This window comes from Abditibacteriota bacterium (genome assembly GCA_017552965.1).
Lineage (GTDB): Bacteria > Armatimonadota > UBA5829 > UBA5829 > UBA5829 > RGIG7931.
The window spans coordinates 1-24780 of the sequence record JAFZNQ010000042.1 but is presented as its reverse complement, the minus strand read 5'-3'; the positions used below and the strand labels follow the sequence as shown (position 1 = coordinate 24780).

Annotated in this window: 11 protein-coding genes and 1 pseudogene; 6 read left to right on the top strand and 6 right to left on the bottom strand. The window is 59.3% G+C overall.

From position 1 onward, the window contains the following. Together IK083_04535 and IK083_04530 are read right to left on the bottom strand one after the other, a co-directional pair. On the bottom strand, positions 1-704 hold a 704-nt coding region (locus tag IK083_04535; protein MBR4748822.1), incomplete at its 3' end, for a hypothetical protein. Positions 705-710: 6 nt separating this feature from the next. Beyond that, positions 711-2693: a hypothetical protein gene (locus IK083_04530; protein ID MBR4748821.1), complete on the bottom strand. Its 1983-nt coding sequence runs from the start codon at positions 2691-2693 to the stop codon at positions 711-713. 160 nt (positions 2694-2853) lie between these two features. Here IK083_04530 and IK083_04525 point away from each other — a divergent pair, with 160 nt between their 5' ends. Genes IK083_04525 through IK083_04510 form a run of 4 tightly spaced genes read left to right on the top strand, consistent with a single transcriptional unit; the run spans position 2854 to position 11769 of the window. Next, a complete protein-coding gene (locus tag IK083_04525; GenBank protein ID MBR4748820.1) occupies positions 2854-5187 on the top strand; it encodes a DUF4838 domain-containing protein in 2334 nt (777 codons plus the stop codon). 49 nt (positions 5188-5236) lie between these two features. Next, positions 5237-7594: a DUF4838 domain-containing protein gene (locus IK083_04520; GenBank protein ID MBR4748819.1), complete on the top strand. Its 2358-nt coding sequence runs from the start codon at positions 5237-5239 to the stop codon at positions 7592-7594. A gap of 2 nt (positions 7595-7596) precedes the next feature. Next, positions 7597-9870 (top strand): DUF4838 domain-containing protein, encoded by a 2274-nt coding sequence (locus IK083_04515; protein ID MBR4748818.1) that lies wholly within the window; start codon positions 7597-7599, stop codon positions 9868-9870. 9 nt (positions 9871-9879) lie between these two features. Beyond that, the gene (locus IK083_04510; GenBank protein MBR4748817.1) at positions 9880-11769 is read left to right on the top strand and encodes a glycoside hydrolase family 127 protein; all 1890 of its coding nucleotides are present in this window, start codon (positions 9880-9882) and stop codon (positions 11767-11769) included. A gap of 152 nt (positions 11770-11921) precedes the next feature. On the opposite strand, the gene IK083_04505 is transcribed toward IK083_04510, so the two are convergent. The 4 genes and pseudogenes from IK083_04505 to IK083_04490 all read right to left on the bottom strand — a co-directional run bounded on the left by IK083_04505 (position 11922) and on the right by IK083_04490 (position 22433). Next, positions 11922-14990: an alpha-mannosidase gene (locus IK083_04505; GenBank protein MBR4748816.1), complete on the bottom strand. Its 3069-nt coding sequence runs from the start codon at positions 14988-14990 to the stop codon at positions 11922-11924. Positions 14991-15013: 23 nt separating this feature from the next. Beyond that, the gene (locus IK083_04500; protein MBR4748815.1) at positions 15014-18697 is read right to left on the bottom strand and encodes a GH92 family glycosyl hydrolase; all 3684 of its coding nucleotides are present in this window, start codon (positions 18695-18697) and stop codon (positions 15014-15016) included. A gap of 647 nt (positions 18698-19344) precedes the next feature. Beyond that, a pseudogene (locus tag IK083_04495) lies at positions 19345-19533 on the bottom strand (prepilin-type N-terminal cleavage/methylation domain-containing protein). Between the two features lie 266 nt (positions 19534-19799). Beyond that, on the bottom strand, positions 19800-22433 hold the full coding sequence (locus IK083_04490; protein MBR4748814.1) for a hypothetical protein: 2634 nt from the start codon (positions 22431-22433) through the stop codon (positions 19800-19802). Between the two features lie 163 nt (positions 22434-22596). Here IK083_04490 and IK083_04485 point away from each other — a divergent pair, with 163 nt between their 5' ends. Both IK083_04485 and IK083_04480 read left to right on the top strand, forming a co-directional pair. Then, positions 22597-23436: a VUT family protein gene (locus IK083_04485; GenBank protein MBR4748813.1), complete on the top strand. Its 840-nt coding sequence runs from the start codon at positions 22597-22599 to the stop codon at positions 23434-23436. A 5-nt stretch (positions 23437-23441) separates the two neighbouring features. Beyond that, a complete protein-coding gene (locus tag IK083_04480; protein ID MBR4748812.1) occupies positions 23442-24095 on the top strand; it encodes an SDR family oxidoreductase in 654 nt (217 codons plus the stop codon). The last annotated feature ends 685 nt before the right edge of the window (positions 24096-24780 follow it).

The window sequence follows — 24780 nt, the reverse complement described above, 5'->3', positions numbered from 1 at the left end:
TGGTTGGTGATGCCGAAGTCGGACATTTCGTCCACCCGGTAGCCGCCGGGGAACCACCAGCCCAGGGCTCCGTTGGCCTTGGTCTCGATGATGAAGTCCGCCATTCCCGCATAATACTGCGCCTCGTTGGCCAGCCGGCTGTAGCCTGCGCCGGGGCGGTAGTTGTCCCGGTTGACTCCTCCGCCGGAATAGAAGAGGGGGCTGCCGTATTCGGGCCACATGACGGGCTTGCCCTTGGACACGAACCGTCCGTAAACGTTGTTCAGGTGTCCTTTCAGGAAACCGGGGCGGTCCGCGCCTATGTTGTAGGCCTCCGGCGCCGTGTAGTCCAGATGCCGGACTCCGGCCTTCAGGTCAAAGGGCATCACCGACGCCACGCCCTCGGCTCCGGTGCCTCCGTAGCCGCTGCGGGCCCCCATAAGGGTGAGGGGGTCGTATTTGCGCAGTTCCCTCACGGAGTACTGATAGCCCTTGCTGATCACTTCGTCCATAAAGCGCCTGTAGGCGGCTATGTAGGCAATAGATATGGGGACGCTGTCCGTTATCTGTTCATCGGTGGGACCGTCAACGAGGGACGGATCGGTCAGGTCGGCGGGAGGAGTGTAGTTCCAGTCGTCAAAGGCGTTCTCAAGGGAGCCGTAATTGTCCTCTATCCACCGGGTCCATTTTTCGTTGTAGCGGCGGCGGACCTCGTAGCCGCCCACGTGGACTTACCAACCCAGGTCGTAGGAAAACACGGCGCTGGACTTGGCTATGTCGAAGGCGCCCACGGTGTCCCTGATGGTGTCAAAGTTGAGACCGCAGGGGTGGGTGCCGCCGGTGGCTATATGCAGCTTGATGCCGTGCTTTTCCGCCCTCATGGCCACGTCCCGCATGGGGCCGCCGTGGTTGAGGCCGAAGCTGATGCAGTTGATGCCCATCTTGTCGAGCAGATCAAAGTCCCTCTCTATGATGACGGGATCGTACTGCCAGGGGTGCTGCCAGGTGAGGTCAAAGAACTCATGGACCGGCAGTCCCACCGCATAGGAGGGCCAGTAGTTGATGCCGTAGGGGACCCATTTCTTGCCCTTCAGCCAAAAATCTCCGTCATGCTGGGTCACGGAGTTGAAAGCGGTCCTTTTTTCCGGAGCATACACGGAAAAAGGCATCTCCAGCCGGTCCAGCAGCCTGCCGTCGGCATCACAGAGCCGGCAGACGGCGGTGAAAAAGCCTTTCCTGAGGGCAGGGGCCGTCTCCTTAAAGGACAGGTCCTGTCCGGCCTTCAGCTCCGCCTGACGGGTCCTGGCAAATACCTCGCGTCCCCGTTCGTCCAGGATCAGCAGCTCGGCTCTGCAGACGCAGTCGGCGGCGCTGCGGACAGTCATCCCCGGCTCCGGCTTTTCTCCCGGCAGCACCGAAAAGTCCGCCAGGCCGCCGCAGACAATGAAGGGCGCTCCCGTGAGCCTCTCCGCAGCCGCCTTAAGGACGGCCCGGGTGTAGTCGGGATGGGCTTCCAGATAGTCCGGGTCGCTGCCTATATAGGCATATACGTTGTTCCTGCTGCCGTCATAGGTGTACACGGCCTCGGCGGCGACGCCTCTCATCTCCCCGCCGTCGTAAAGCACCGACAGGGGGACCTGTCTGAAGGGGCCCTTGTAGCCGGTGCCGTAGCCCCGATTGCGCCAGAGAGGGCTGGTGATATGGCCCCGGCCCTCATAGGCGTCTCCCGTAAGGAGAGTAAGGCTGCTGCCTTCGGTCTCGTGCATTTCGTAGGCGGGGTATATGCAGTGCATGTCGGGCGCGGTCCCCTCGGTGGGCGCCGATTCCGGCCGGTAGTAGCCCAGGTCGCCGATATATATGTCCACCGGGTCTCCTATGACCGTGTCCATGAGGGCTACGCCCTCGCCTCTGGGAGCCGCCATGATGGATATTTCCGCCAGGTCCAGCTGCGACAGATGGAGACTGTCGCCGTCCAGACCCCTGCCGCTGGACCGGGAGTCCTGCCAGTAGGTAAAGTCGGAGGCTCTGAAAGCGTAGCGGCGGACTTCGCCTGTGAGGTCCACCTTTTTGTTCCAGCGGGAGCCGTCTTTTTCCTGCAGGAATATCCACACTGCGGGAGAGCGCAGGCTCCCTTTGGCCGAAAAGGTGATATACGAATCGTCATTCACGTCCGTCTCGTTCAGGCTCTTCAGAGTGTAGGTCTGCCATTCCTCCGCCCGGGGAGCCCGGATGTGCAGCATGCCGTTTTCCGGCTCCAGTGTCACGGCGGGGGTCCCCGCTGACGAATTGAGTGTGAAGTCCTCGGTCTTCAGGGTGGACAGGGGAGCGAGGACGCCTGTGGAAAGGGAGGCCGCCTCCCGGTTCATTTCTTCTCCGGTGAGCCAATTGCCGCCGGCCTTTTGCAGCAGGTCGGTGAAGGGCAGGCCGCACAGACCCAGATAGTGATTGCCCTCGGCTACAAAGGTCTCAAAGGCGGGCAGGGCGGCCTTGGGGAAGTATTGGGAGTCTATCACCGCCAGTATGTCGTCTCCGGAGCCCTTCAGCTCCGTGAGCCCGTCGCCGGATATCTCCGTGACTGTCATGCCCGGGAAGGCCTGCCTGACGGCCTCGGTCAAAAAGCCGTTCGGCCTGTGGGAATACACGAATACCGTGGCCTGCAGCGACGCGGAAAAGCCAAACAAGAGTGTCAGTCCGATAAGGAGTTTGTACAGCATGCCGATCTCCAGAATAAGTATTTCACGTCTATTATAGCATATCCCGGGGCAAAGATGGGGCCAGCCGGGAAAAACCGGCTCCCGTTTGTTGATGAACGGTCCGATATTATGCTATTATGAAAATAGAAAAATTGCTAAGGGAAGACCATATATGTATCTGATGAAGTTTTTTGCTCTGTGCGCGTGTCTGTTGCTGACCGTGAGCGCTTTTGCCCTGGATATAGTCAGGGACGGCAGGGCCGTCTCGGTGATAGTAGTGGGGGACGACGCCACGGAGCCCGAGCGGAACGCCGCCGCTGAGCTGGCGGACTATATAGAAAAGATATCGGGCGCCCGCCCGGAGACCGTGTCGGCTCTTTCCGCAGACAAGACCAATATCTGCGTGGGACAGACGGAGGTCACCCGGTCGCTGCTGCCTGGCTTTGACTGGGACCGGCTGAAAAACGACGGCATAGTCATCAAGGCCGCGCCGGGAGCGCTGGTGCTGGCGGGAGACCGGCCCCGGGGGACCCTCTACGCGGTGTACGAGTTTCTGGAGCGGTACCGGGGAGTGCGGTTTCTGACCATAGACGCGGAGATAGTGCCCAAAGCCGCGGATATCTCCGTCCCCGACAGCGCCGAATACATACACACGCCTCCCCTGTTTTCCCGGGAGGTGTATTACGAGCCCAACCACAAGGACTTCAAGCTGGCGGTGAAGCTCAGGCTCAACGGCCATTACAACTCCGCCATACCGGAGGAGTGGGGCGGCCGCTGCGAGCTCATAGGCTTTGCCCACACCTTCGAAGGCATGCTGCTGCCTGCGGGCAGATACTTTGAAGAGCACCCCGAGTGGTACGCTCTCAGGGACGGCAAAAGGGTCCCCACCCAGCCCTGCCTCTCCAACCCGGAGGTGCTGGACAAGCTGGCGGAGAACGTGCTCCTGGAGCTGGACAAGCGGCAGGACCCCATGATGATCTCCGTGACCCAGAACGACAACGACGCCCCCTGTCAGTGCGAAAAATGTCAGGCAATGGTCAGGGAGTTCGGCGCGGAGTCGGGGATGCTCATCAACGCCCTGAACTATATCTCCGACGTCGTCAAGGACAAGTATCCCGACGTGCTCCTGGAGACCTTTGCCTATCAGTACACGGTGCCTGCTCCCACCAACATAACGCCCCGGGACAACGTCATCGTCCGCATATGCGACATAGAGAACAACTTCGGGGAGCCCATCAGAGAAAGGAGCAAAAACAGGCCCTACAAGGTCATGGAGAACTGCCGCATATTCGGCTACGCGGACCAGCAGACCGTGAACGGGGACTACTACAAGAACCTGGAAGCCTGGAGCAAATTGGCCAAAAACCTCTTTATCTGGAACTATACGGTGAACTTCAACAACTCCTATATCATCCACCCCAATTTTCACTGTCTGAAGCCGGACGTGGAGACCTTTGTGCAGCACCGGGCCAGCGCCATTTTCGAGCAGGGAGACACCTTCAACCGTTCCGTGGCCTTCAACGTGGTGAAGCAGTATCTCATGGCCCGTCTGCTGTGGGATCCTTCGGTGGATGACGACGCAGTCATCAGGGAGTTCATGCAGAACTACTACGGCCCCGCCTGGAAGGAGCTCTACGACCTCATATGCTACTGCGAAAAGATCATCAGGGACAAGCATATATTCCTGTCCACCTACATGAACGACGTGAGCTGGATGAGCGCGGAGGAGATGACCGAGTGCTTCCGCCTGTTCACCATGGCTCTATCGAAGGTCAGCGCCCAAAAGGAATACAGGGACAGAGTGTATAACGAGCTCATATTCTTCCAGACCGGCTGGTATCTGGCGGATGAAGAGACCCGGCGGCAGGTGGCAGAAAGCGGCTGGCTGCAGATCACCGACCCCGAAAGCTTCGAGAAGGAGCTGTTCCGCCACGCCATGGCCACGGACAACCGCCGCTACTCCGAGGGCATGCCTCTGGACGGCACCCAGTTTGCTCCATATACTCCCCTGGTGAAGTCGGGGAACGTGCCCGAGGAGTGCCGGGGCCTGGAGGACGACAGTTGGCTGGAGATAACGGCGGATCAGATGGATATTGCCACGGACAACGGCTGGGCCCGGCTTGTGAGGGACCCGGACACGGTCACCGGCACCTGCGCCGTGCTGGCCACCAATTCTGTTCAGTGGGCCGTAAGGCGGGTGCTGGGCAGGGAGATCAGGGCCAAGGAGCAGGCGGGCTATACCAAAATGCGCATATACGGCGTGGTCAGGACCAGGGGCCGGCAGGCTGCCTCCGACGACAAGATCGCCCTCCACTCCCTCATCTGGGACAGCGGCTACCGTCTGGACAAGGTGCTCAAGGGCCGGGAGCTCCCCGGGGAATATGCCACCGTGGATATGGGCGAATGCGGCATAGGCGGCATGAAGACCCCATGCCTCTATTTCTACACCCAGCCGGACCCTGAGCTGGGCGACGGCATCTATTTTGACCGGGTGTTCATCATTTTTGAGAAATAAACGGCAGACCCGCGGTTTGCCGGGTAATATATTGCAGCAAGGAGTTAGTATGAAGTATTTGCTTTTGGTTATGTGCGCCCTGCTTACGGGCTGCGGCGCATGGGCCATGGACCTGGTCCGGGACGGACTGCCCGCGGCTGTGATAGTGTTGGGCGGGGACGCCTCCGCCCCCGAAGTAAACGCGGCGGCGGAGCTGGCGGATTATATGGAGAAGATCTCCGGCGCCCGCCTTGAGACCGTGTCCGAGCCTTCCCGGGATAAGACGAATATTTACGTAGGGCAGACCGAAGTCACCAAAACGGTCCTGCCGGGCTTTGACTGGGCTTCTCTCGTTTCGGACGGAGTGGTGATCAAAGCGGTGCCCGGCGGCCTGGTACTGGCGGGGGACCGCCCCCGGGGCACCCTCTACGCCGTGTATGAGTTTCTGGAAAGGTATCTGGGGGTCCGCTATCTGACCTATGAAGCGGAGATCGTGCCCCAAAAGAAGACCGTCTCCCTGTCCGGAAGGACGGAGTATATTTACACGCCGCCCATGTTTTCCAGAGAGGTGTATTACGAGCCCAACCACGCGGACTACAAGCTGGCTGTCAAGCTCAGGCTCAACGGACACTACAATTCTGCCATTCCCGAGGAGTGGGGCGGCCACTGCGAACTCATAGGAGGAGGCCACACCTTCGGGCATATGCTGCTGCCGGAGAGCAAATATTTCGCCGAGCACCCGGAATGGTATTCGGAGCATGGCGGCAAGAGATATCCCTATCAGCCCTGCCTCTCCAATCCGGAGGTGCTGGACAAGCTGGCGGAGAACGTGCTCATAGAGCTGGACAAGCGGGATGACCCCCGGATGATCTCCATCACCCAGAACGACAATTCCTCCCCTTGCCAGTGCGAAAAATGTCAGGCTATGGTCAAGGAGTTCGGAGCGGAGTCGGGTATGCTCATCAACGCCCTCAATTATATCTCCGACAAGGTCAGGGACAAATACCCCGACGTGCTCCTGGAGACCTTTGCCTATCAGTACACCGTGCCGGCGCCCACCAATATAGTGCCCCGGGACAACGTCATCATCCGTATCTGCGACATAGAGAACGACTTCGGGGAGCCCATCAGGGACCGGAGCAAAAACAGGCCCTACAAGCTGATGGAAAACAGCCGCCTGTTCCCCTACGTGGACCACCAGACCGTGAACGGGGATTTTTATAAGAGCCTGGAGGACTGGAGCCGGATAGCGAAGCATCTCTTCATCTGGAACTACACGGTGAACTTTTTCAACTACTACATCATCCACCCGAACTTCCACAGCCTGAAGCCGGACGTGGAGACCTTTGTCCGGCACAAGGTCAGCGCCGTGTTTGAGCAGGGAGACTCCTTCAACCGGGCGGTGGCCTTCAACGTGGTGAAGCAGTATCTCATGGCCCATCTGCTGTGGGACTCCTCGGTGGATGACGACGCCCTCATCAGAGAGTTCATGCAGAACTACTACGGGCCCGCCTGGAAGGACCTCTACGACCTGATCTGCTACTGCGAGAAGATCATCAGGGACAAGCATATCTTCCTGTCCACCTACATGAACGACGTGAGCTGGATGAGCGCGGAGGAGATGACCGAGTGCTTCCGCCTGTTCACCATGGCCCTGTCGAAGGTCAGCGGCCAAAAGGAGTATAGGGACAGAGTGTATAACGAGCTCCTCTTCTTCCAGACCGGCTGGTATCTGGCGGACGAGGAGACCCGGCAGCAGGTGGCCCGGAGCGGGTATCTGCAGATCACAGATCCCGAAAAATTCAGGAAGACCCTCTTCGAGCACGCCGTGGCTACCCACAACGACCGCTACTACGAGGGCAACAACATTGCCGTCACCTATTTGGCCGACATGCCCGCCCTGAAGCAGTCCGGCAAGACTCCCAACGTGTGCAGGGACCTGAAGGACGAGGACTGGTTTGAGGTCACGGCCGCCGACCTGGAAGGGGACAAGGCGGGGGTCATCTCACGGCTCGTCACGGACGGCACCGCTTCCGCCGGCTCTGCCGCGGTCATAGCGGCTCCCGCCGGAGACCCCTCCGAGCGCATGGGCAAGGAGGCCTTCAGAAAACGGATCCCCAAGGAGCTGCTGGCAAAATACAAAGAGGGCTACCGCAAGATGCACGTCTATGCCGTGGCCCGGACCGGGGCCTCCGGCGACGGGGACCTGCCCGCCTTTGACTATCTGCTGCTGGACAACGGGGTCCGCATGGGGAAGACCGTGACCCTCGGTGAACTGTCGGAGGAGTGGCAGACCGTGGAGCTGACGGAGAGCGTCCTGTGGTTCCCCTTTGCGGCTTGCGTGTATGTGGACTCCATGGCCGCGCCCGGGGACGTGTATATCGACAGGCTTATTTTTACATTTGAAAAACCGGAAACAAAGAGGTAATCATGCTGTATATCTGTATCATTTTGCTTGCGCTTTTGTCCGCGAGGGCCTGGGCTCTGCGGCTGACCAAAGACGGAAAGACCGACGTGAGGATAGTCGCGGGCCGGGACGCCACCGAGCCCGAAAAGAACGCCGCCCGGGAGCTGGCAGGATATCTGAAAAAGATCTCCGGAGCCGATTTCAGGGTAGTCTCCAAGCCCTCCGACGGAGTGAATATCTACGTGGGGCAGACCCGGGCCGTCAAGGCTCTCTTGCCCAAGTTTGACTGGGACAGCCTGAAACGGGACGGCATCCTGATAAAGTCAGGCGCCAAATACCTGATCCTGGCCGGAGACCGGCCCAGGGGCACCCTGTATGCCGTGTACACCTTCCTGGAGGATTATCTGGGAGTCCGGTTCCTGACGGCAGAGACGGAGGTAGTGCCGGAAAACAGGGATATACAGGTGCCCGGCAGCCTGAAGAAGGTGAAGAAGCCCGACTTCTTCTCCCGGGAAGCCTACTACAAGATGAATATGGCCAATCCCCGCCACGCCGTGAAGCTGAAGCTCAACGGCCACAACAACTTTATCCCGGAGGAGTGGGGCGGCCACTGCGAGCTCATAGGCTTTGCCCACACCTTCGGCCGGATGCTCCTTAAGAAGGAAGACTATTTTGAGGCCCATCCCGAGTGGTATGCCGAGATAGACGGCAGGAGAGTGCCTACTCAGCCCTGCCTGTCCAACACGGATATGCTGGACGAGGTGGCGAAGAACGTGCTCCGGGAGCTGGACAAGCGCCGGGACCCTCAGATGATATCCATCACCCAGAATGACAACGAGTCTCCCTGCCGGTGCGAGAAGTGCCGGGCCCTGGTGGAAAAATACGGCTCGGAGTCGGGGGTGCTCATCCACGCTCTCAATTATATCTATGACAAGGTGAAGGACCGGTATCCCGACGTGCTCCTGGAGACCTTTGCCTATCAGTACACGGTGCCGGCGCCCACGAACATCAAGCCTGTGGACAACGTGATCATCCGGCTCTGCGACATAGAGAACAACTTCGGGGAGCCCATAGAGGAAAAGAGCAAGCACAGGCCCTACCGGGTGATAAAGAACTGCCGCATATTCCCCTACGCGGACCAGCAGACGGTGAACGGCGATTTCTATAAGAACCTGGAGGCCTGGGGCAAAACCGCCAAAAACCTCTTTATCTGGAACTACACGGTGAACTTCAACAACTACTATATCATTCACCCCAACTTCCATTCTCTGAAGCCGGACGTGCAGAGCTTCAGGAAGCACCATGCCTGCGCCGTGTTTGAGCAGGGGGACCGGTTCAATCTGAGCCCTGCCTTCAACGTGCTGAAAAACTATCTGCTGGCCCACCTCTTGTGGGATCCGGACATAGACGACGACGCCCTCATCAGAGATTTTATGCAGCACTACTACGGCCCCTGCTGGAAGTATCTCTACGAAGTGATCTGCGGCTGCGAAAGGCTCATCCGCAGCAGGAACATATTCCTGTCCACCTATATGAACGACGTGAGCTGGATGAACACGGAGGAGATGATATACTTCTTCCGGCTCTTCCGGCTGGCTCTGGAGACGGCCGATGGAGTCTACAGGGACCGCATAGAAAACGAGCTCTTCTGGTTCCAGACGGGCTGGTTTACGGCGGACGAGGACACCAAAAAGGCGGTGGCCGACAGCGGATATCTGCCCATCAGCGACGAAAAGGAATACGTGAAGGCAGTGTTTGAGCACGCCAAAAAGACGGACAACGCCTTTTATTCGGAGTCCAGGTCCATCGACATTTCTCCCTACGCTCCGGTGCTGCCCTTCAAAAAGGAAAAGGGCGCCTTTGTCATCGAGGCCGGCGACTTTATCCTGAGAGAGGAGGGGACCCTCAGCGCCCTCAGACGGGATCCCAAGGCCTCGGGAGGCAAGGCGGCCGTGTGCCTGCCCTCGGACGGAGACAGGTGCATGGTGAGAGACCTGACCCATCTGGTCAACGAGCTGCAGGCCAAGGGCGCGGCCGGCATAAAGCTTTCCGCAGTAGTCCGCCTGAAGAAAAAGGGCAAAGGGGACAGAGCCCTGCAGGCAGAGCTGTGGGACCCCTTCGCCGGAGGCACCATCTTCAGCCGCTTCGTCAAGGCCTCGGAGCTCTCAGGAGATTACGTCAGGATAGACCTGGGCGAGAGGAAGATCTGGCAGAGCAGAGGCTGCGGCCTCTATATGCACAGCTGCGACGGAGCGGAGGTGTATATAGACAAGGTCATCGTTTCACGGGTCAAATAGAGGAGCAGCATGATGCGCAAAGCAAAATACCGATCTATATCCCCCGCCCGCATCCGGCCCCACGGGTGGCTCCGGCGGCAGCTGGAGCTCCAGGCCCGGGGGCTCAGCGGAGCATTGTACAGGATCTGGCCCGACATCCGGGACAGCAAATGGATAGGAGGGGACAAGGACGGCTGGGAAAGGGTGCCCTACTGGCTGGACGGCTTTATCCCCCTGGCTTTTCTGCTGGAGGATGAGGAGCTGCAAAAGGTGGCCAAAAGATACGTAGACGCCATACTGGACCTGCAGCAGCCCGACGGCTGGATATGCCCCTGCTCGGACAAGGAGCGGGCCTCCTACGATATGTGGGCCTATCTGCTGATACTGAAGGTGCTCACGGTGTGGCACGACTGCACCGGGGACGAGAGGGTGCAGCCCGCCATGGAAAAGGCTCTGGCGTGTCTGGCAAAGCACATCAAAAAGCACCCCCTGATGGGCTGGGGCAAGTATCGCTCCTTTGAGGGGCTCATAGCGGTCAGGTGGCTGCTGGAGAGAAAGCCGGGCCGCCGGACGGAAAAGCTGGCGGAGCTCCTCAAAGAGCAGGGCCACGACTACGGGGCCTGGTTCGACCACTTCCGCCACATCGGCCCCGTGCCGAAGTGGACCCTTGACACCCACGTGGTGAATCTGGCCATGAGCCTGAAGGCGGGGGCTCTCTTCAGCCAGTTTGACGGCTCCGACCCGGATGCGGCGGCGGAGAAGGCTCTCTTTTATCTCATGAAGTATCACGGCCAGGCTCCGGGACATTTTTCCGGAGACGAATGTCTGGCCGGCACCAGCCCTATCCACGGCGCGGAGCTGTGCAGCATAGCCGAGGCCATGTATTCCTACGAGATACTGATGGGGATATCCGGCTCCTCCGGATGGGGAGACGCTCTGGAACGGCTGGCCTTCAACTCCCTGCCGGCCACCATCAGCGCGGATATGTGGACCCACCAATACGACCAGCAGACCAATCAGATATCCTGCTGCGTGTCCGAGCATGCCGAAAACGTGTTTTATACCAACGGAGAGGAGAGCAACGTGTTCGGGCTGGAGCCCGGCTACGGCTGCTGCACCGCCAACTTCAATCAGGCCTTTCCCAAATACGCCGCCTCCTGCATCATGCAGGACGACGAAGGGCTGGTGATAGCCAGCTTTGCCCCCACGGAGGCGGAAACTGAGCACGAGGGCAAGAGCCTGAAGGCACGGGTCTATTCCTGGTATCCCTTCCGGAAGCAATTCGTCATAGTGGCGGAGGGCGACGCCCGCTGCCGGGTGAAGGTGCGCATCCCCGCCTGGGCCAAAAAGGTGCGGGTGAAGGGCAACGAGGTGCTGAACGGCTCCGTGGACTTTGGCGACATGAAGCAGAACGAATACTGTCTGGAGCGGGAGGGCGCCGGCGGAGGCTGGATGACCTTTGAGAAAAACAGCCACCTTGTGAAGCTGACGGTGGAGTTTGACTACGACTTTGAGCTCCGGCAGCGTCCCGAAGGCCTTCGGTGCCTGTGGTACGGCCCTCTGCTCTATTCCCTGCCCGTGCAGGCGTCAAAGCGTATGCTTGAATACGAGCGGGGCGGAGTGGAGAGAAAATATCCCTGGTGCGACTGGGAACTGAGGCCCGCGTCCCCCTGGAACATGGCCTTTGCGGCCGCCGATTTTGAGTATCATGAAGGGCCTATGGACGACTACCCCTTCGGGGACAAGCCGGCCTGCTGGGTGAAGGCAACCATGGCTCCCATAGACTGGGGCAGCAAATACGGCCACGCCAACGCCATCCCCCGGAGCAGAAAGCCTGTGGGAGAGGCCCGGGAGACGGAGCTGATACCCTACGGCTGCGCCAAGCTCAGGATGACGGAGATGCCCCTCGTGGGCAAATAGAGACTGCGAAGGGCTTTGAACACAGACTGCAAAGGACTGTGAACAAAGACCCTGATGCATGTTGAAAGAAGATCAAAAAGAGCTTTGGATAAAGACGGCGCCGGAGCGGGAACACCCGCTCCGGCGCCGTCTTTGCGTCCCGCCCGGCGGGACTAAAAGGTGATCTTCAGTGTCTTGATCTCAAAGGGACGGAAGGTCAGAAAAGCCGTCCTGCCTTCGGTCCTGACCGGCCGGGGCTTTTCCTCCAGCAGGTTCACTTCGCTGATGGCGGCAAAGTCAAAGCCAAACGCCGCCCGGACCTTTGTCCCGGTCTTTTCCGCCTCCCAGAGCCTTACAGTTATCCCGCTGCCATCCTCCGACTGCTTGACGGCTTCGGCTATGATGTTGTCCCTGTCCAGGCTTATGAGACTGTCCGCCTTTGGGGCGGTCCGGCCCATTGCCGTCAGGGGGGCCAGATTGAATTCATAGGCCGGCCGGGTCACCTGCCTGACGCCGAAGCCTCCGTCATGAGGCAGCAGGGCGTAGGAAAAGCTGTGGACACCTTCGTCGCCGGTGGGGTCTGGATGGGTGCCGGATTTGATGAGAGTAAGGGATATGTTCCTTTCCTCGATGCTCAGGCCGTATTTGCTGTCGTTTATGACGGCGCAGCCAAAGCCGGTCTCGCTGAGGTCCGCCCACTTGTGGCAGCACACCTCAAAGCGGGCCGCATCGTCGGGCCTGTTGGTGTGGGTGGGCCTTTCGGCAAAGCCGTACTGTATCTCGCTGCGGCTGAAGTCTGCCAGCACGTCCAGATCAAAGGAGGCCTTCAGCAGGGTGTGCTTGTCGTGCCAGTCTATCAGGGTCTTGAAATCTATCCGGCAAGTGGAGCTGTGAAACACGGTGTCCTGGACCATGGAGGAGCTTTCCGACAGGGCGTAGCGGCTCCTGACTACGAGCTGCAGGGGCCCGTCGGCAATGATCTCCCGCTCCGTCAGCCTGACGGCAGGGGCCATCTTGTTTTTCTGGTCTTTGTCTATGTTCCAGTTGTCCCATATCTCGGGAACGTCTTCGCCTATATAAAATCTGTTGAGTCTGCCGCAGGTCACCTCTCTGTCGGAGGCCTTGTCCACCAGGCTCCTAAGAGAGCCGTCCTCTGCCAGCTCCGCTACGGCGAAGGGGGTCTCTATGGTGCTGCCTGTCACCCTGAAGGGCGACGCTGCCTGCGGCGGCTCCTCTGCGAGAGGCGCCGTGACCGCGGCCATAGGGGGCAGCGCCCCCACAAGGGCCGCCGTCCGGGCAGTCCCGTCAGGGTCCGTGATATCCTGGCACAGGGCGCCCGCAGGATACACGCCGGCGGGCAGGCTCACCTCGCCGCTTCTCTCCCAGGACAGAGTGTTGAACAGGGTGACGGCGCCGGGGCAGGGCTCTGTCAGGCGGTCGAGGGCCTTGTCCCTCAGATGAGAGCCCTGGCAGATGACGGTCTCATAGTCCCTGAGGCCTTCTTCCACCACCTCCCGGATGCCGTCGCCGGGTATGATGTCGTGAAACTGGTTGGTGAGGAGCATTTTCCAGAGCCCCAGCAGCTCATTGCCGGGATATGGCTCCTGCCGGGCCACAAGGGCCGCCGCGGAGAGTATCTCGGCGTCTCTCATGACGAACTCGGCCCGCCTGTTGGCCTTTTTCAGCTCGCTGCCTGCGGTCTGGGTGCCCCGATGGGCTTCCAGATACAGCTCGCCGTTCCACCAGGGGAGGGGTTCGGAGCGCTCCTCTATGGACTGCATAAAAGCGCTGACCGACGTGTGCTCCGCCCGGGGGCAGCCCTCCAGGTCCCGGCAGCGGCGGGCCACCTCGATCATTTCAGGCATCACGCCGCCTCCGCCGTCTCCGAAGCCGTAGGCTATGAACCGCCGGTCCTGATTGGTCTTGTGCTGCAGCCATTTCCAGCTGCCGATGAAGTGGTCCGGGGAGGGCCAGCTGTGTATGGTGTTGAAATGGGTGAGCACAGTGCTTCCGTCGATGCCTTCCCACACAAAGGTGTCATAGGGGTGGCGGGTGGTGTCGTTCCAGCCCAGCTTGGTGGTCAGGAAAAAGCGGACCTCTGCCAGACGCAGCAGCTGGGGCAGGGCGGCCGAGTAGCCGAATACGTCCGGCAGCCACAGGGTGTCGGAGGTATAGCCAAACATTTCCCGGGTGGAGTATTGCCCCACCAAAAGCTGCCGGGCCAGGGCTTCGCCGGAGGGGATATTGCAGTCGGGCTCCACCCACATGGCGCCGTTGGGCTCGTAGCGTCCGGCGGCCACCTGTTTTTTGATCTCTTCAAACAGGGACGGGTAGTATTCCCTGATCTTTTCCGTGTGGCAGGGCGAGGATTGGATGAAGGTGAATTCCGGATAACGGTCCATCAGATTGATGACGTTGGAATAGGTGCGGGCGCACTTTCGCCAGGTCTCTCTCAGGGGCCACAGCCAGGCCGTGTCCATGTGGGAATGTCCGGTGATGCCCATAAAGGGGGAGGTAGTGCCGTTTTTGGCTGCCAGCAGCTCCTTCAGTATCTTGTCTGCCTCCTTGAGCTTGGGGCGCCAGGAGGCTTCACCGGTCTCGCCGGGATACATGTCCACCGTGTTGTAGACCTTGATCAGGTCTCTCAGTATCACGTTGCGCCTCAGGGAATCCGGGTCCATGGCCTTGAGCAGGAGCCTCAGGGTCATAAAATCAAAGACGAACTCCGACACGTCTCTTCTCTCTGTCAGGAGCTCCGCTCCCTCATAGGTCCTGCAGCCGTCTTCGGGAACGGTCATCCGGTCCGTGGGGTGGACTCCCGGATCGTAATGGCCGGAGTAGGCCTCTATCTCTATGGCCAGCAGGTCTCCCTTTCTCACGTTTTCGGCAGCCATCACCACGGGGTGGTTTGAGTCAAAGACTCCCATATACCGCCCGTTGACTACGAACAGGCATTCTCCGCCGTTGGCGGCCTTTACGAACACCCGGTCCGCGTCCCGGGGGATGCTGACGGTCCCTCTGAACCATGCGGTGATCCAGTTGCCGCCCCATTTCATGCCCGGCAGAGCCTTGGCGTAGGAGGCGTCCTCCGGGGCTCTGCGGTAATGGCGGTCAAAAAACTGGCAGTATTCCAGGTCGATGCCGCATATTATTTCATAGCGCAGGTCGTTGTAGCGCTTTTCTATCTGCTCCAGCTTGCCAAAGATCTGGTCATTGACAGGCAGCAGGGCTTTTGGTTTCATATTATCATCCTTTTATCAAAATATTATTTCGTGATGGGGCACAGCTGCAGCTCGGTCAGCTCCAGGGGGCCCAGGGACGCCAGCTCCAGCCGGTAGTACCTGTACCCCTTGTCTCCCGGTATCAGGAAGGGCAGCAGGCTCCGGTCCCATTTGAAGGCGATGGCCTTTTCTGCTCTGAGGGGCTCCCAGCTATTGCCGTCTTCGCTGCCGTAAAGGGCGAAGGAGACGGGGGCCCGCTCTTTTTTGCCGCAGGTCAGGGTCAGCAGCCCCGGCTGCTCGCTGCCGTCTGTCTCTATGGTGACGGCTGCCTTGCGGGTCCCGAATACCCTGCCCGTGAGGGACGTGTCGTCACAGAGCTCTCCTATGTCTTCGCCCTCCGCCGATACGCGGACGATCAGGTCCCGCAGTCCGTAAGACTGTCTGCCGGGCTTGGAAAGGCTGGCGGGCCAGGTGCCCTTTGCCCAGTCCGTGGGCTCGCCGGTGAGTGTGAAGCATATGTCTTTGGCCGCCATCAGTTCGCTGTGGTCTATGGTGATCCGGTCCCAGGGCTTGCCGTCCACCGTCAGGGCTTTGATATAACAGTTCTCCGGAGCGTTGTTCACGGCGCGGATGGTCAGGTCTCCCGTGTCCCTGCGCAGAGTGATCTTGTCAAACAGAGGAGATGTGATCACGTATTCCCCTGTCCCGGGAGCCAGGGGGTAAAAGCCCATGGCGGACAGCGCGTACCAGGCGGACTGTTCGCCGTTGTCTTCGTCTCCCAGATAGCCCTGGCCTATCTCGCTGCCCAGATACAGCCGCCGCAGGACCTCCCGCACGTATTTCTGGGTCTTGTGTTTGGCGTCTGTGAAAGCGTACATATAGAGAGCGTTGTGGGCGGGGGAGTTGTTGTGCTGATACTGCCCCATGCGCACCTCCCGGGCTTCCAGCATTTCGTGCTGCGTTACGGGATAGACGTAGCGCTCCGGAGCGGCCAGCATATCGTCCAGCTTTTCCTCCAGACGGTCCCTGCCGCCGAACAGGTTCACCAGCCCCTGGCCGTCGTGGACTGCCATAAAGGCTGATTCCCAGGCGTTGGTCTCGGCGTAATCGCCGTGCCACAGGAAGGGGTCAAAGTTCTCCGGGGTATATTTCCACACGCCGTCATGTCCGCTGACGAAAAAGCCCACCTCCGGGTCGTACTGGGTCTCAAGGCCCGAGGACGTCTCTCTGAGAAAGGCCGCCTTGTCCCGGTCCCCCAGCTGCTCCGCCAGTACGGAAAGGGCATAGTTGCCTATGGAGTTTTCGGCGCCGAAGCAGTAGGAGGGGTGCCACCCCTGTTTGTAGGGATACACGCTGTTTTCTGTCCTGCCGAAGGTGCCTTCCCGGTCGCTGATGGCGGACACGTTTTTCCAGCCTGCCTCAAAGGCCGTCTCTTTGTCAAAGGCTATCCCTTTGGCGGCGGCGTCTCCGAACACTGCGTCCGACTGGGTGCCGGGCATGCAGAAAAAGGCGCCGGGGCACAGCCAGCGGGATATCCACCCGGAGGCTCTGTAGTGGGACAGGGTCCCCTCCAGATAGTCGGAGGCCAGCCCGGGAGTCAGGAGATAATAGGCGGGGAACTGGGTCCTGTAGGCGTCCCAAAAGCCATAGTTGGTGTACAGCCTGCCGGGCATGAGCCGGGTGCGGCTGCCGTAGGGGGCGACGAAGCAGTCCCTGCCGTCCACGTTCTCCGTGAAGCTCTGAGGATACATGTACAGCCTGTACAGACAGGAATACAGGGTGGTGAGCTCTTCCTCCGTGGCTCCCTCCGGGACCAGAGCGCCCAGCAGGGCGTTCCAGCGCCTTTTGGCGCTGTTGCGGACCGCTTCGAAGGACCGGTCCTCCACCTCGGCAAGGTTGGCCCGGGCCTGCTCAAAGCTCACGTAGGAGGAGGCCACCCTCAGCTCCACGGTCTCCACGCTCCTGTCAAATTCCGCCACGGCCAGGGGCCGGCCGGCGGACAGATACCGGACTGCCACCGGTGTCTCGCTGAGACTGCCGTAAAAATAGGTCATGGGAGCCCCGTCGTTCATGAACCATTTGACGTCCGAGAGAAAGGTCAGGGTCCTGCCCGTAAGCCTGATGCTGCCGTTGCCTTCTCCGGTGCAGCCTGCGTCGAAGATAAGGGACCTGGAGCCGGGCTCCCGGAAGGTAAAGCGCATAACGGCGGCGTGGTCTGCGGGGGTCATTTCCGCCCGTACGTTGCCGTCCTTGAGGGTGACTCCGTAATAGTGGGCCCGGGCCGTCTCGGAAGAGTGGTCAAAATCCGAGCTGCGGGCCTCCGGGGATGTGTTGGCGAGGCTGGCGTTTTCCGCCGTGACTCTGCAGGAGGGCATCACCGCGAAGACTCCGTAGTCTCCGGTGTGGGCGCTGGGCTGATGGCTGGACTGGAAATGGCACAGCCTGTGGCCCGGCTGATAGGAATAGATACGGCTGCCGGTGCCCGACGTGGCCGGGGTCCAGTAGTTGAAGCCCCCGGGCAGGCAGGCCGCCGGAAAATTGAGACCTCTGGAAAAGGTGACGTTGTCGTTGGTCCCTCTGGTGGTCAGCACGTAGTCTGCCGGCTCTGTCTTTGCCGCCGGCGTCCGCGGGCCGATATATACGTCGTCAAAGTATGACAGCAGATAGCTGTTGCCTCCGGGGACGTCGTTCTCGTAGCAGACCACCACGTCCCTGACGGTCTTGCCCGCCGCATATGGGGACAGGTCGCAGCATATATAGTTCCACTGATTGGTGATAAGCCGCCTGGCGGCGCCCTGACCCGGGGCTCCCATCAAAAAGCCGTCCCGGTCCCTGGCTCCCAGCTCCGACAGCCGGGTGTTGTCCGTGAATACCAGATCGAGAGACACGTATTGGGAGACGTGGCCAAAGTCATACTCGCCGCAAAAGTCCGGAAAGATCATGAAGGAAAAGCAGGTGTCTGCGCCCACCTGACAGTTCAGGTCTTTGCAGATCACGCTTTCGGCCCGGGCGGGCCCCGGGTCTTTGTGGAGGCCTCTGACCATCAGACACCGTTCGCCGGTCCAGCCCCTGAGAGGAAAATTGATCCAGGGATGGGCGGGACCGCCCACTATCTCCGTGATGAGCCCCGGAGGGATGACTTCGGTCTCGTCCGGGAGCAGGCGCAGTGCAAAGCCGCCTATCTGCATAAGGGGCTCGGGAGGGTCGTTGCGCTTGTCCGTGATGGTGAGACGGTAGTATCTGTAGGCCGGCGTTGGCGCAAAATCCCACTCCTGAGTCTGGTTTCTGTCGGTGAAGGCGAGACCGGAGCGGCTGTCTATGAGGTGATAATCCCTGCCGTCAAACGAGCCCTCCAGAGTCCAGGCCGAGGGGTCCCGCCCGGGAAAGTCGTTGCCGGAGGAGATGCTGACGCCCTCCGCCCGGGCCGGCTTTTTCAATTCGCATATTATTTCCGTGGGCAGGACGCGGGTGATGTATTTGGTCTCGACGTCGTTGTCCGTGGCGTTGGCTACGGACCAGGTGTCGTCTATGGCTGGGGTGCCGGAAAAGCTCTGCAGCAGGTCTTCAAAGCCAAAGCCTCCGTCCTGCAGCACGTTGTCCGCCCGCAGGACCCGGTGCCCGGGCAGGGCGGGATCCCCGCTTTCAAAGGATGTGCCAAAGGCGCAGAGAGGGCCGGCGGCAAGAGCCGCCAGAGCGCAGACGGACAAGAGCGAGAGAAGATATTTCATGTGTTGACGACCGGATATTTTTCTTTGATTATAGCACATAGAGGTCAAAAGCTCAACAGAGGGAGCCGGAGCTCCCTCTGACTTCTGAGACATCAGTTGTTGCCGATATCCCAGGAAATGCTCAGGAAGGGGTCGGTCCAGACCTGCGCGTTGTCGGCATAGTGGGCGGGCCAGTTGAAGTCCCATTGTTTGTCTACGTCGTTGTAGGTCTCCACCTTCCACAGAAGAGCGTGGCCATCGGCGCATACTCCGTTTACTGCCAGAGGGTTCCTGCCGTCGTTGGTGACGGTGTTGCCTTCTTTGTTTCTGTGATAGGCTCTCCATTCGTGCCAGATCACAAACTGAGAGGGCTTCAGAATGGAGCCCGTATTTATGTCGGTCTTGTAGGTGTCCTCACACACGCAAAAACGGTAGCATGTGGTGGTATAGTCATTGATACCCTTGCCCAGGTTGGAGGCCTTCCAGTCAGCGGAAGGACAGAAGAACAGATTGATGTTCTTCAGGTAGGGCATCATGGCGTTATGAACGATCAGGTAGTGCATATTCATGGCGCCCATGGTTGCAACGTACATATGGTTGCCGTCGCCGGAGCCCGCTCTGGCCGGCATGCTTGAGGCAAAGAACGGATAAAGACCTGCGTAAAACGAAGGCATCAATTCGTCCCAGTCCGAGGTGTACATAGCGGTAGCGGTGCCGATCTGCTTGAAGTTGGAAAGGCATTGGGTCTGTCTGGCCTTTTCCCTGGCCTGAGCGAATACAGGAAAGAGAATTGCAGCCAGAATGGCGATGATGGCGATCACGACCAGTAGCTCGATGAGTGTAAAACCTTTTTTCATTCATTTCTCCTTGAAAATAGTAATTTTGGATCTACACCCCTATTATACAATATGAAAAAAAAAACGCAAACTTCTGTCCGCGCAATCCTGGACTGTCTTTTGGAAATCTTTTCGTTTGCTCTGCAAAACCTCAGACTTTGAGGAGAAACATGCCTGAGGACTGCAGGCGTGCGCCATCGCCGATGCGGGAATGCAGGATTGACAGGAAAAGACAAAGCCGCCGGCGGGGCCGGCGGCATGTATGCGGGCGCTCGGGGGCCTTTGGCTCAGCGGCGCGGCTCCCTCAGGCGGCAGAAGACGGTCACGATCTCTTTTGCTCCAGCCTCAAAGGAGAGAGAGGAGCCTTCCGGGCGAAGGGACTTCAGGGGCCGGCCCGAGAGGTCGGTGAGGCAGGCCTCGGCGATCTCGGCCGGCAGGCTGAGCCGCACTGTGGAGCCGGCGCTGTCCGGGTTGAAGAGGCGTATCTCCAGACCTCCGTCCTTTGCCCTCAGAGAGGAGAGGACTGCTCCGCCCTCGATGCGGGCGAAGGAATGAGTCTCCGGCAGGGTCCCCGGGGCGGGGGCCGAGGTATAGGAATACACGGGCAGCTTCCAGGCTGCCGCCGTGTTCAGCAGGTCGGCAAAGGAGACGGACGCATCCGTAGGCAGCACCGCCAGCTCAAGGGTCAGGTCGCCGAGCATAAGGCTGTCCCGGGTATGCTTCCCGTACAGGGTCTCGGAAAAGCTGCGGAACAGAGTGACGGCCAGGGTGCCGTCGGTGCCTTCTTCTGCTCCGCCTTCGCACAGGCCCTTGGTCATGACTGCCAGCCCCCGCTTTTTGTCCACTATGCCGCAGACGTTCTTGAAGGGGCCCCAGGGCATAGGTTGCTCCTTCCATCCCCGGGCGTCGGGGAGGCGCAGATCCCGCATCACCACGTCAAAGGCTGTGTCGGCAAAATACCGGTCCGAGCCGCAGCCCGTGGGGAACAGCAGCCTCATGCGGTGGTTTTTGGCGCTGTTGTGTATGCGTATGACAGTTTTCAGATAGGGGCAGCCGCTGTCGAGGGTGAACTCAAGGGTCACGTGACAGTCTGCGGGCTCTTCGCTCCGGAAGATCTCTCCGTCGGAGAGCTCCCTGGGCAGACGCAGGCACAAGCCGGCGGTGAGAGTCCCGGACAGGGCGGAGATGCGGCTCCGGATCTCCGGAGGGTCCACTGTGTAGTCACACACGATGCAGGTGTCCTCCTCGGGATACACGTGGTCCCAGCCGGTGCCCTTGTCGCCGCAGTCTTCTATTTGAAAAAGGCCCTCATAGGTCACCTTGCGCTGTTTGTCGCAGAGCACAAAGCCCTTGTCATCCTCGTATCCAAAGCTCAGATATTCGTTTTCTATATGGCTGCCGACGGGGGACGTCGGGATAGGCGCGTTTTTGCTCCAGCCCACGGACAGGGTCTTGTAACCCAGGGGAGGGACTGAGACCCGGGCTGCCACGGTGTGTCTGACTCTCTCTACCCACACGTCCTCCCGGACTCCGTAGGCGTCGGCGGTCTTTTTGACAAAGGGCTTGCCCCATACGCCGGTTTCTACGCTTTCGACGTCGTATTCTATTTCGGTCCCGTCGTCGTCAAAGAGGGCGGGGGTGAGGCCCTGCTTTTGCTTGTCCAGTACCTCCTTCATGGGCGCGTCAAACTCAAAGTGGGTCACAGGGCCCGAGGCGGTGGCGCTCAGGTTGAACACGGTCACCGCCCTTTCTCTGCCGGGCGCCTGTGTATTTATGGGCAGGGAGCAGATGCTTTCCCACGCCAGGGCATCGGCTATGATCTCCGACTGGTCAAAGCGGTAGAGCATATCCCTGTGGATCTGGTCCTGGCTGCAGCCTACTATGGAATCGTGAGGGTGGTTCTGCAAAAGGTATGTCCAGGCCTTGGCGAGAAAGTCCTTCTGGTCTTCGTTGCCGTACAGGGCCGCAAAGGCGTTCAGGGGTTCGGTTATCCGGGTGAGCAGGTATTCGCATCTGTCATTGCGCTGCTTGAGATTGACTCTGGCGCTGGCGATGCCGTTGAAGAGCTCGTTCCACATGCCCTGCTCCGAGGCGTTTCTCAATTCGCCCCTGAAGAGCACGAGGCTTGCGGGGTCTATTTTTGACAGGGCCTGCTTTTCCTCGGCGATAAAGGTAAAAAAGTCGGAGGGGAAGCACTCGATATCTGTGAACACCCTGTTCATGCGCTCCGCTGCCTCCCTGACGTCGCCCCGGGCAGGGGTGTGGTCGTTGCCGTCCAGAGCAAACAGGACGCCTGTGAGGCTGATGTCCTTTTTGCGCTGTTCATACTGCAGCAGGTCTTCGTCGGACGCAAAGCGCTTTACCAGAAAATCCTGATATCCTGTGTCCGGGAACACCTTTATGAGCAGGACACGGCTGCCGTCGGCGCCTTCCCACAGCATTTCCTGCTTTTCCCGGCTGCCGGCGCCGGTCCCTCTGTGGAGAACGGCCGTGTCGATGCCGAAGCCCCGGAGTATCTGGGGCAGCTGGGACACGTGGCCGAATACGTCGGTCACCCAGCCGGCCGGCATGGGAGCCGCGCCTGCGGAGCGGCATATGCCGATGCCTTTTTCCAGATCCCGCACCAGGCTCTCGCCGGACAGGAGAAATTCGTCGGGCATCACGTACCAGGGGCCTATGAGGATCCTGCCCTCGCGGATAAATTTGTACAGTCGCTCCGACTCCCGGGGCTTGATGTCCAGAAAGTCCCGGATCCACACGGTGGAGCCGTCAAAGTGAAAGACGTAATCGGGATCCCGCTCCAGCAGGTCCAGCAGTCTTTGGACCTGCCAGACCAGACGCATCCGGAATTCCTGAAAGGGCTGATACCACTCTCTGTCCCAATGGGTGTGGCACAAAACGTGCATCCTGTATTTCTTCATAAGGGTTCCTTGTCATGCTTCTTACAGACAATTATATCATATGCGGGGGATATAATCAATGTGTCCGCAGGGCGGCCTGATTGAAAAACCGTGCCGCTTCGGGTATAATATATATCGACAGTTCGTTAGTGCCATCCTGTCGTAAAACAAAACCAGGACTATCATGCCCACCTCCGCTTTGCGCGCCTTTTGCCGAGAGGAGGCTGCCTGCGTTTTGTGCGGCAAAGCCGGAGGAAAAGCAGTGAAAGAAACCGGAGCCCGATCCTCATCCTTTGGATCCTGGATCATCCTTGACAAAAAACAGTCGGCCATATTGCTGAGGTGTATCCCCGCCACCGTGGTCTCCCTGTTTGTGGTCAGCGTCATATGCATGAACCTGCTGGCCAACAAGACCCTGTATCAGAGCTATTGGATAGCTCTCGACGGGGGCATACTGGTTTCGTGGGTGTCCTTCCTGTGTATGGACATGATCACCAAGTATTTCGGTCCCAGAGCCTCCAACACCATCGCGCTGCTGGCCGTCTCCATCAATCTGCTCACCTGCTTCATTTTTTATATAGCCGGAGCCATACCGTCTCACGCCAACGATTACGCCGCGCTGGACGGCATCCTGAAGGGCACCTGGTTCATCCTGCTGGGCAGCACCATCGCCTTTATCGCTTCGGCCGTCATCAACAACTTCATGAACTGGCAGATCGGCAAGCTGTTTGACAGGGACCCCGACGGCAAGGCGGCCTTTTTTGTCAGGACCTACGTCTCCACCTTTGTGGGGCAGTTCCTGGACAATCTGATCTTTGCCATCATAGTCTTCGTGATATTTGCTCCCATTTTCTGGGACGGCTTTCACTGGACCGCGCTCCAGTGCGCGGTGTGCTCTCTGACCGGCGCTTCCATAGAGCTGGCGGCGGAGGCCGTGTTTTCACCCTGGGGCTACAGGATAGTCAGCGAATGGAAAAAGCACCGCGTAGGCGCCGAATATCTGGAATATATGAAAGACAGGTAAATGATATGCTGATACTCGTGACCGGGACCTCCCGGGGAATAGGAAAGGCCATAGCAGAGCGCTTTTTGCGCGAGGGCCACACCCTGGCGGGCATAGACCGCAGAGCCTCGTCCATAAGCCATCCCGCTTATTCCCATTATGAGCTGGATATCAGAGACGCGGGCCGGCTGCCCGACCTGCAGGGCGTCAACGTGCTCGTCAACAATGCGGGCACCCAGAACGAAGAGGACATAGACGTCAATCTGAAGGCTCTCATCGCCGTCACCGAAAAATACGGCCTGCAGCCGGACATACGGGCCATACTGAACATAGGCTCCGCCGGCGGTCACACAGGCTCCGAATTTCCCGAATACTGCGCCAGCAAGGGAGGAGTCATAGCCTACACCAAAAACGTGGCCTTGCGGGTGGCCGAATACGGCGCCGTGTGCAACAGCCTGGACCCCGGGGGAGTCGTGACCCCTCTCAACGAGCCGGTGATGCGGGACAGGGCCCTGTGGGACGAGATCATGGAGGAGACTCCCCTCAGACGCTGGGCCACCTCGGAAGAGATAGCGGAATGGGCCTATTTTCTCACGGTGACCAACCGCTTTTGCACCGGGCAGAGCATAGTGGTGGACGGAGGCGAGTCCGTCAAGCACAGGTTTGTGTGGAAGGATTGACCGGCAGGGGGTAATATATCCTTTGAGAGAAGGACGAGCATCGGCGGCTCGCGGTTCTGTCGACGGGAGATTGCCTTTTGCGGGCGCTGCGCGCCTGCAAAAGGCAATTATTATCATTGTTCTTCTTGTCCCATTGAGCTGGTTATGCTACGGAAAGGCACTTGCGCCAGCAGGCTCTTCTGTCACTGCTTCAGCCGGGTCCTCCCCATTTGCCCTCTCCGGCTGTGCCGGAGCAAGGAACGGGCAAACGGGTCCCGCCCGAGATCCCTTCCCCCAAATCGCGTAATGCTGACGCATTACATATGTTGCGATTTGGGCCGGGATGACACATGGTCTTTCTTCTCTGCGAAATCACAGATTTCGCAGAGAAGAAAGACGTCCCCGCCCATCGAGTAGCCCTCACCGCCGAGATGACGTTGTATTTGAACGGGACAGAGAGGTCATCCTCTACGTCACGGACGCCCTCACACTCCCCCCCCACAAGAAAAAATGCAAAAATGCTCCCGTATCTCTTGACTTTCTGCTCTGAGAAAGAGTATAATAGTATTTGCCGACGCAGGGCACCCCTTCCGCCGGCGTTCTTTGAAAGCTGAACAGTGTAAGTGTGGTGAATGAGTTTTAACGGCCGGCATTGCCGGCAGCAAAGTTATTTAGGATAGCTTTCCACATTGGATATAACGCCTCG

What these genes read in the sequence shown, in the direction of transcription:
- IK083_04530 (MBR4748821.1), bottom strand. Translation starts at nt 2,693, where the DNA reads ATGCTGTACAAACTCCTTATCGGACTGACACTCTTGTTTGGCTTTTCC.
- IK083_04525 (MBR4748820.1), top strand. Translation starts at nt 2,854, where the DNA reads ATGAAGTTTTTTGCTCTGTGCGCGTGTCTGTTGCTGACCGTGAGCGCT.
- IK083_04520 (MBR4748819.1), top strand. Translation starts at nt 5,237, where the DNA reads ATGAAGTATTTGCTTTTGGTTATGTGCGCCCTGCTTACGGGCTGCGGC.
- IK083_04515 (MBR4748818.1), top strand. Translation starts at nt 7,597, where the DNA reads ATGCTGTATATCTGTATCATTTTGCTTGCGCTTTTGTCCGCGAGGGCC.
- IK083_04510 (MBR4748817.1), top strand. Translation starts at nt 9,880, where the DNA reads ATGATGCGCAAAGCAAAATACCGATCTATATCCCCCGCCCGCATCCGG.
- IK083_04505 (MBR4748816.1), bottom strand. Translation starts at nt 14,990, where the DNA reads ATGAAACCAAAAGCCCTGCTGCCTGTCAATGACCAGATCTTTGGCAAG.
- IK083_04500 (MBR4748815.1), bottom strand. Translation starts at nt 18,697, where the DNA reads ATGAAATATCTTCTCTCGCTCTTGTCCGTCTGCGCTCTGGCGGCTCTT.
- IK083_04490 (MBR4748814.1), bottom strand. Translation starts at nt 22,433, where the DNA reads ATGAAGAAATACAGGATGCACGTTTTGTGCCACACCCATTGGGACAGA.
- IK083_04485 (MBR4748813.1), top strand. Translation starts at nt 22,597, where the DNA reads ATGCCCACCTCCGCTTTGCGCGCCTTTTGCCGAGAGGAGGCTGCCTGC.
- IK083_04480 (MBR4748812.1), top strand. Translation starts at nt 23,442, where the DNA reads ATGCTGATACTCGTGACCGGGACCTCCCGGGGAATAGGAAAGGCCATA.